Below are 8,217 nucleotides of genomic sequence, written 5' to 3' on the forward strand. Positions count from 1 at the left end.
TTATTTTTATAAATACATTGTATCAATAGTTATTACAACAGTCAAAGGATATGCTTACTCTGACACATTTCTATTTCTAATGGTAAAAAAAGCTCTCATTTTCATGAGAGACTTTTAATTGAATTAACGACGAAGTCCGAGTGAGTTGATCAATTCACGGTAACGGTTAACGTCGTTCTTACGCAAGTAGGCAAGAAGGTTACGACGGCGACCGATTTTTTTCATCAATCCACGGTAAGTAGCGTGGTCTTTTTTGTGTACCTTGATGTGTTCGTTGAGGTGGTTAATTTCCCAAGTAAGAACAGCTACTTGTACTTCAACTGAACCTGTGTCACCTTCGTGACGTGCATATTGTGCAATGATTTCATTTTTTTTCTCTTTTGAGATTGCCATGATAGACTCCTTTTCTTTACGCTTCATCCGAGTGTTAGGCTTGGCCCACCTAATACCAAGAAAAAGTTATTTGTCTTTAACGACATCCTTATTCTACCAAGAAGAAAAGGTTTTGTCAAATGGGACATTCCGGCTTAGAGTTCTACACCAAAAATAGTGAGTTTTTCTAATTCTTCTTTTGTCAAACGACGGAACGTTCCTATTTCCAACTTTCTATCCAGAGTTAATGGTCCCATAGAAAGGCGTTCCAAGTCAGTTACTTTTTTGCCACATGCTTGAACCATTCGCTTCACTTGGTGAAATTTTCCTTCAGAAATTATAATCTCCACCAGAGAAGTTTGCTATTCTTCATTCACTTCTAATATGGTCAATTTTGCAGGCTGACAGGTAAAGTCCTTGAGTTCTATTCCTGCTTCAAAATGTTCCACATCTTTTTCAGTTATAATCCCATCTACCTTTGCACGATAAACTTTTGCTGCATGCTTTTTAGGAGACAGCATAGCGTGTGCCAAAGCTCCATTATTGGTTAATAACAAAAGACCATGAGTGTCAATGTCGAGCCATCCGACTGGAAAGACTGCTTTCTGGCGTGCATTTTCATCCAGCAAATCCAAAACTGTTCGATGCTTATCATCTTCGGTAGCAGAAATGACACCTTTGGGTTTATTCAAAAGATAATAGACAAATCTTTTATAGATCAGAACTTGGTTATTAACCGAAATTTCATCCTGATTTTCATCTATTTGAATTTTCGCAGATGTTTCTATTTTTCCATTCACCAAAACTTGCTTCTTTTTCAATAGGCGTTTGACTTCTGTTCGTGAGCCAAAGCCCATTTCTACTAAAAACTTATCTAATCGCATCCTTTCCCTCATTTTGTTGATAAGTGACAAAAGAAGCTAAAATGGATACTGCTATCATGAGAACCCCTAGTACACTAAAAATAAAGGTTGGAACAGAAGAAATGATTCCAATCAAGGATAGGACGAATGTTGATACTGAAGCACCACTACTGCAACCCAAGACAACAATCGCTGTTGCACGATTGACTAAATGGGCAGGAATTTTCTCTGATACAATATGAAATACAGCTGTTAGAGATACGCTATAAGCAAAACCAGCCAACAGAGCACTTAAACTTAAGAACCAAATGTGGCTCGAAAAACCAATCATCACTTGACTGAGACCAAAAATAATTCCCATTACTGTCAATAAGCGATTTTTCAGTAAACTCACTAGACTAGCAAAGCTAACACCAGCTAGAATCCCGATAAGCTGCATACAGCTGAGAATCAAGCTCGCTGTTTCAGCACTTCCCATTTTATTCTGTAAGACAAGACTTGGAATACGTAAATTGATAGCGACATTGGTACACACAATCATTCCAGCTATAAAAGCCAACAATATGCTTAAACGCACTTGTTTTGTGGTCATTTTCTGAGCAGACTTGAGATACTTATGTTTATCGACTTTGCTTTTTTCATAAGGAACAAACAAAAGATACAATGCTAAAACAATAAAGCCAACTGTATAAACCAGAAAAGTAGTTGTCCAACCAAAACGCAAGAGTTGCCCGACCGCTAAAGTCAGCAAAGCCATCCCAACAACTTCTGCTGACCCACGGTAGCCCAACATCTGCACACGCTCTCTCCCTTGGAATCGCTCACTAATAATCGCAATTGCTCGAGGGTTCATCATACCTAGCCCTAAACCAAAAATAAATCGCGAAGCAAAAACGAGACCATAAGCTTGATTGAAAAATGGGATGAGGCCACAAATAGAAAACAACAATAGTCCTAGTATAATCATTTGCCGCTCAGATAAAAAACGCTCCAAAATACTATTAAAAAGTAATAAAGACATAATCCCAATAGACGGCAAGGAGACTAATAACTCTACCTGACTAGAGGAATAATTCTTATAAAACTGAGACATTGCCGGTAAAGCGCTGGAAATTGAAAATGCCGTTGTCAACACAAATGATAAAGCCAGAATACTAGCTTTCTCCATGAATCTTTTCATCTTATCTTCTTTCTAAAATCACACTATCCCTATCATACAGTTTTTTATGAAAAGACGCAATCTAATTCTGACATAAAAAACCAACGCCGTAAATAAGAATACAACGTTGGTTTGCTTAGTCTCAATCTTCATACAAAGTCATCAATTTTTCTCTTTCCTGTCCTTTATTGGCAAATCGAACAGCTGGTTTCTTAGTGAGAGGAGAAACTATTCCCAAAGCGATTTTGTATCCATTTCCTTCACCAGTCACGTTAACAGTTGAAAGGGAAATTTGCACCTTTTGTTCTTTATCAGGTAAGATTTTTGTTAAAGCAATCGGTACGGTTTTACTTTCAATAATAGCACCCATTCTGTTGAGCACATAAATTTTCACTTTCCAATTGCGATAAAAGGGGGCAACTCCTTTATTTGCTAATGTCATCGTCAACTGAGTAGATGTCTTACCAGATGTCAAAGTCATCTGAGGAACCCATAAACGATAGCCCATGTTTTTCAAGATTTCATTATAGCCACTATTATCATTGTCTATCCTTTCAGCAATTTTAGGACCAAAAAAAGTAGTATGAGATTCCTGAAGTTCTTTGATGATCTGTTTCAGCTTTTTCCCCATGAGAGTTTTCATAGTAGCTGAACTGGTTAATTCACCACCTATAGGAGCAGTTTGCCAGGCATTTGGCATAGGGACTAAACCATTTTTGCATTTTCCTGATCATAATCTCCACCAGATTTAATCCAATTTAACCAAACTTTTTTACTTTCTTCGTCCCCAACCACATCATTATAAAGACCAAACCCATATTTTTTAGCTACTGTAAACGGACGCCGCATCAAAATATTCGCTTCTGGGAAAGCATCTATCCAAGGGGTAATATATTTTTCACGAATAGCCGCTTCTGGCAACTTCCGAATATTGGCTTCGTCATTCACATGCCACTCTCCCCAATGACCTAGTCCCCCTAGCTCAATAAAAGAAATTTGTCCTGAATCAGCCCATCTCTTCCCCATCGCCTCAACTGCTTTTTGATAATATTGAAGAAGTTTTTTATCCTCATAATTAGGAGAAAAACCTTTTCCATAGGAAGAAGTATAGCGGTCTCCCGGATCAGACATTTTTTTGATTAACCAAGAAGGAATATCCTCATGAGTGGCTTTCCGAGGATAGTCCAAAACAAAGCGAAAAACAACATGCTTTCCTTCTTTTAACCAGCGTTTAAGCTGATTTTTTGCTTCTAAGGCTTCCCAAGCATATACCCCTTTTTTAGGCTCCAATTCTTTCCAAGTTACATCCATATAAACCAACTGAACATCCTTAGTTACTTCTGATTCCTTAGCTGAAGGAGCATAGCCCATCAGAGGATTGGCTAGTGCTTTATCAGAGTAAGTAAAATTCTGCTCCACTCGTTTTCTACCTTTTTTAAAAGAAGGAGAAAAAAGCACTACACAAATAAATAGGAGGGCTAAAACATCTAAACAAATTGGTATTATTCTGTTCATTCTCATCATCCGTGATATTCACCATTGTATTGAATCAGAGTCACATCCGAAACTTGATCAATATTCCGGATTTGCTCTACAAAAACAAAATTCTCTTTTTGACAAAAGACCTCTACTGCCATTTCGACAGTATCTCCTCGCATCGTTTTTGACTTAACAAAATATTTCATTTTTCCAAAAGCCTGAATAATTTTATCGCCCGTTTCATCACCTTTATAATGGATAACAGCAATATAGACTTTTCCTTGCCCCTGCATTTTGCTAAAAATGATTAACATTCCAAAAATGACAGTTGCCGTTACAATTGCCAAAATGTACATGCCCGCTCCAACAGTGATTCCTGTTGTAATAGCCCAGAACAGATAAAGCAAGTCCATCGGATCCTTAACCGCTGTACGATAACGAACGATAGACAGCGCCCCTACCATACCAAATGTTGGAGCTAATAGCTAGTGTTACCATCGCTGTTAAAATAGACATTCCAACTAAGGTCATGGCAAAACTTCTAGAATAGACAACGCCGGTAAAAAATCGTTGATAAACAAAGTAAATGAAAGCTCCTAGTGCAATGGCTAATAGTAAGGTCGCAACAATTTTCCTAATATTTTGGGTTGTGAAATTTTCTGATTGTAAGACAGATTTTTTAATGATATCTTGAACACTCATCTTTTTCTCCTCTACTAGTGGTCTGTATCATACCAGTATCCGAAATCATGTAAGTAGGCTGTTTTTTCATAACACAATACATATTTGGATACGGCAAGAAACTCGGAAGCTTGTGGCGGAATGATAGTTTTTATAATTTGCGGTAGTAATTCTGTATATTTGACTTCAAAAACCAATTTACCTGGCTGCAATATCGGCAGCGTCGGCAACGATGGATCAAATATATCATAGCTACCAATAGCAGCTCGAACATTTGAATCAAACGTCAATCGAACTGTTCCTGTGTCATAAACCCAAGGTTCTCGTTCATAGTCTACTATAACACGAGGTCGCATCATATTTGCCACACATTCAACATAAAATTCTCTACACAACAAATAGGGGCTATGGAGAAGAAAATTATAGTTACCATCAAGAATTTTTTCTACCTCTTCTCGTGTTAAAGGAGCTGCTTCTTTATAAATATACTGTCCAAATTTCTTTTTGCGCTCCAATTTGATACTTCGGTCACTAAAATTATAGATCCGAATACGGTATTTTTTACGCATCAAAATTCCCGCTTCTTTTTCCTCATAAGCACTATTCCAGTAATCATCAAAGTACAGACTACGAATAGTATACCCACCATTTTGAGCATGTCTATCCAAAGATAGGATGGAGCCAAAGCGTTGCGTCAATAGTTCTTTTTCTTTCAGATCAATCAGGTATTTTCTTTCATGACGAAACTGTTCTTCTTTATTTATTTTCATAAACATCAACCTTTATCTTACCATCTTCCATCACATAAAAACTTAAAACGCCAAAAAGACTGGTAGTATCCACACGATATTGTTCAAAAGAAGCCTGAGATTTACCATCAGAATTTGTAGCAATCACGCGCATAAAATATTGACCTTTTGGAAGATGTTTTGTAGTGACACTTGTCTCTGTTAGACCTTTCTTGTCAAGGATCTTATCTTTAAAGTTAGGCTCCTTAGCTAATTCTACATGATAAGTGATTTCTTTATTGTTAAAATCGTATGATGACATCCACTTAAGAACCAGTTCCCCATTCTCAACTTTTGGCTGGTCAATATAAAATGGTTGAGGAGACTGCAAACTATTTTTATAATCTTGATAATTTTTTTCAACTTCCTTTGGTAATTCATTTAAATTCTTGTCATATTGCTCCTCTTTTATAGGCATACGCTCCACATCTGGCATACGACTTAAATATGGTTTGACAATATTCGCATATTGCTTGCTCAAGTCACCGATACTGTTAGGACTAAGTTGATTTCTATATAATTTATCAACCACTTTATCCAAACCCGTTCTAAATCTTTCAGATTTTAGCAATCGTTGAAAAAGGAGATTCCCCCAATAATTACTCACACCATAACGCCAAGAATTTTGTCCCAGCGCACCCGACCTACGAAGTTCTCTCTCGCCTTTCCGTAAAGAATCGTCCAAATCCCAAGGTAAAATATACCAACGAGTTCCATTTTGTGGGCTATAAAGGAACATATTCCGATTTTGATTGTCAATGTTTCCCATTAAAATCTGAAAAGCTAACCAATATTGGATGTTTTCGGCATCAAAATATTTTTCTAACATTTTATCGCCTGTCGTTGACTTATCATTCAATTTATCCAACATATCAATGGCCTCTTTTGTTTTCGGAAAAACTGTCAATTTTAATTTTTTTTGAACTTTTTAAATCTGTTTCTCCCAAAAGATAAACCGTATCCTTTGGAAAAGCTTCTTGTATAAACTTTTTGGTTACATATCCCGTATTTCCAAATAGTAGAATTTTCAATTTTTTGTCCCTCCTAAAAAGTAATTTATTTTGTTACTAATAATAGTTTAGTATCCAACTAAATATCAAGCAAAATAGACTAATTTTTTACTAATTTATTTCGTGTTTTCTCCACATATTCATTACACGCTATTCCGATTTCTTTCTTTCTCCTTTATTTTGTGTTATATTTATCATATACAAAGAATTTAATTTGGAATAGAAATCCATTTTTAGAACGAAGGAGAAAACATGTCTGTTATTGAAAAATTAACAAAACCAGCTCACTTGATTGATATGAATGACATCATTCGTGAAGGGAATCCAACGCTTCGGGCAGTCGCCAAGGATGTCACCTTTCCACTTACAGAGCAAGAAGTTATCTTGGGTGAAAAAATGCTCCAATTTTTGAGAAATTCACAAGACCCTGCAACTGCTGAAAAAATGGGGCTTCGTGGCGGCGTTGGTCTAGCTGCACCTCAGCTAGATCTGTCAAAGCGTATTATTGCTGTATTGGTGCCAAACCTGCCAGACAAAGAGGGCAATCCACCAAAGGAAGCCTATGCTTTGCAAACGGTTATGTACAACGCTAAAGTCGTGGCACATTCTGTTCAAGATGCCGCACTCGCTGAAGGGGAGGGCTGCTTGTCAGTTGACCGTGAAGTTCCTGGTTATGTCGTGCGCCATGCGCGTGTCACCGTTGAATATTTTGATAAAGAGGGTGAAAAGCACCGTATCAAACTAAAAGGATACAATGCCATTGTCGTGCAACACGAAATCGACCATACAAATGGCATTATGTTCTATGACCGCATCAATGAAAAAGATCCTTTCGCAATCAAAAAAGGCATGTTAGTGATTGAATAATAAATAAAAAGGAATCTCTGTTCTAAAACAGCATTCCTAATTAAAATTTCTTTATAAAAGCACTATAACTCAATAATACAAATTAAAAGAACAACTTTGGCATTCTGATAAACAGAAAATTAAGGTTGTTCTTTTTTTGTAGTTATCGTGTGAATCTGTCTCAGACGCACTCCTTTATGATGACAAGCAATTTTAACGCAACTGCTATCGCACAAAAACAAAGCACCATTTTGAGGTGGTAGATAGAACTTGTGAAGCAAGTCTCATCTTCATTCGCCTTTGAAACTCCAAAGAGCAATTTTGATGAAACCTTCGTTTTCTGCATTCACTATCTAAACAGTCTGAAAAACAGTTAAGTCGCCTTGTGGGGCGAGACTATACAGAACATTTTGTACCGAAGCCTTGAAATAAGAAAGCTGAGATTAACATTTTCAAATGTTAATTCCTTTGTGGGCGACTGCACTAGCAATCGTAGGTATCGGTCTCACTCCTATTTTTAGAAGTCAGCTTCCTCTTTCCCAGAAAATAGCTAAAAGAATAATCGCTCCCAACACTGAAGGGATGATTGCTGTATCTGACAGATGAGGTCCCCAGCTACCAAAGAGCATTTGCCCAAGCCAGGCTCCAAACCAACCTAGTAAGATTTTGCCGATACAGCCCATTCGTTCTCCACGATTGGTGATTGCTGCTGCAATTAGACCAATAATGAAGCCGACAAACATACTTCCAATCATTTAGTTATCCTTCCTGATTATTTCATTATTCTCACTTTTGCACTATTTTATGCAAACAGCAGCCTTTCTTGTTTTTGGAAGAATAGGCACGACTTGCTAATACAGCCAAACTGACCAACGCCACCGAAGCAAGTACTACTTTTCCAGAAAATTCTAGTGAATAATGAAAATCTCTTAGGGCTTTTTTATCTTCAGCTGAAATCATTAACTTCATAACGTATCCTTTCTATTTGATAAATTGTAAAATATAGTGCAACAAAAAAA

Annotated in this window: 8 protein-coding genes and 3 pseudogenes; 1 reads left to right on the plus strand and 10 read right to left on the minus strand. The window is 37.0% G+C overall.

Translation table 11 applies throughout. The features are described 5' to 3' along the window. Positions 1-123: 123 nt before the first annotated feature. The 8 genes and pseudogenes from rpsO to HMPREF2574_RS11120 all read right to left on the minus strand — a co-directional run bounded on the left by rpsO (position 124) and on the right by HMPREF2574_RS11120 (position 6,373). The gene (gene rpsO, locus HMPREF2574_RS05360) at positions 124-393 is read right to left on the minus strand and encodes a 30S ribosomal protein S15 (RefSeq protein WP_003026255.1); all 270 of its coding nucleotides are present in this window, start codon (positions 391-393) and stop codon (positions 124-126) included. Between the two features lie 134 nt (positions 394-527). Next, positions 528-1,256: pseudogene (locus tag HMPREF2574_RS05365) on the minus strand (pseudouridine synthase). After that, a complete protein-coding gene (locus HMPREF2574_RS05370) occupies positions 1,243-2,415 on the minus strand; it encodes an MFS transporter (protein WP_024052798.1) in 1,173 nt (390 codons plus the stop codon). Before HMPREF2574_RS05370 ends, HMPREF2574_RS05365 begins: the two are co-directional and overlap by 14 nt. A gap of 121 nt (positions 2,416-2,536) precedes the next feature. Next, positions 2,537-3,813, minus strand: a pseudogene (locus HMPREF2574_RS05375) (DUF4832 domain-containing protein). Positions 3,814-3,914: 101 nt separating this feature from the next. Further along, positions 3,915-4,575, minus strand: a pseudogene (locus tag HMPREF2574_RS11045) (DUF4956 domain-containing protein). A gap of 14 nt (positions 4,576-4,589) precedes the next feature. After that, positions 4,590-5,324 (minus strand): polyphosphate polymerase domain-containing protein, encoded by a 735-nt coding sequence (locus HMPREF2574_RS05385; protein ID WP_070654305.1) that lies wholly within the window; start codon positions 5,322-5,324, stop codon positions 4,590-4,592. Then, the gene (locus HMPREF2574_RS05390) at positions 5,311-6,213 is read right to left on the minus strand and encodes a CotH kinase family protein (protein WP_373878896.1); all 903 of its coding nucleotides are present in this window, start codon (positions 6,211-6,213) and stop codon (positions 5,311-5,313) included. Before HMPREF2574_RS05390 ends, HMPREF2574_RS05385 begins: the two co-directional genes overlap by 14 nt. 1 nt (position 6,214) lies before the next feature. Continuing rightward, entirely contained in the window at positions 6,215-6,373 is a 159-nt protein-coding gene (locus HMPREF2574_RS11120) for a hypothetical protein (protein ID WP_164232005.1), read from the minus strand. Between the two features lie 231 nt (positions 6,374-6,604). On the opposite strand from HMPREF2574_RS11120, the gene def reads away from it, so the two are divergent. Further along, on the plus strand, positions 6,605-7,219 hold the full coding sequence (gene def / locus HMPREF2574_RS05395) for a peptide deformylase (protein ID WP_024052804.1): 615 nt from the start codon (positions 6,605-6,607) through the stop codon (positions 7,217-7,219). A 503-nt stretch (positions 7,220-7,722) separates the two neighbouring features. Here the strand turns inward: def and HMPREF2574_RS05400 are convergent. Beyond that, a complete protein-coding gene (locus tag HMPREF2574_RS05400) occupies positions 7,723-7,953 on the minus strand; it encodes a GlsB/YeaQ/YmgE family stress response membrane protein (RefSeq protein ID WP_003026266.1) in 231 nt (76 codons plus the stop codon). Between the two features lie 31 nt (positions 7,954-7,984). Continuing rightward, a complete protein-coding gene (locus tag HMPREF2574_RS05405; protein WP_024052805.1) occupies positions 7,985-8,167 on the minus strand; it encodes a hypothetical protein in 183 nt (60 codons plus the stop codon). Positions 8,168-8,217: the final 50 nt, after the last annotated feature.

Origin of the sequence: Streptococcus sp. HMSC034E12, assembly GCF_001835915.1 — a bacterium.
In the GTDB taxonomy this organism is placed as follows: Bacteria; Bacillota; Bacilli; order Lactobacillales; family Streptococcaceae; genus Streptococcus; species Streptococcus vaginalis.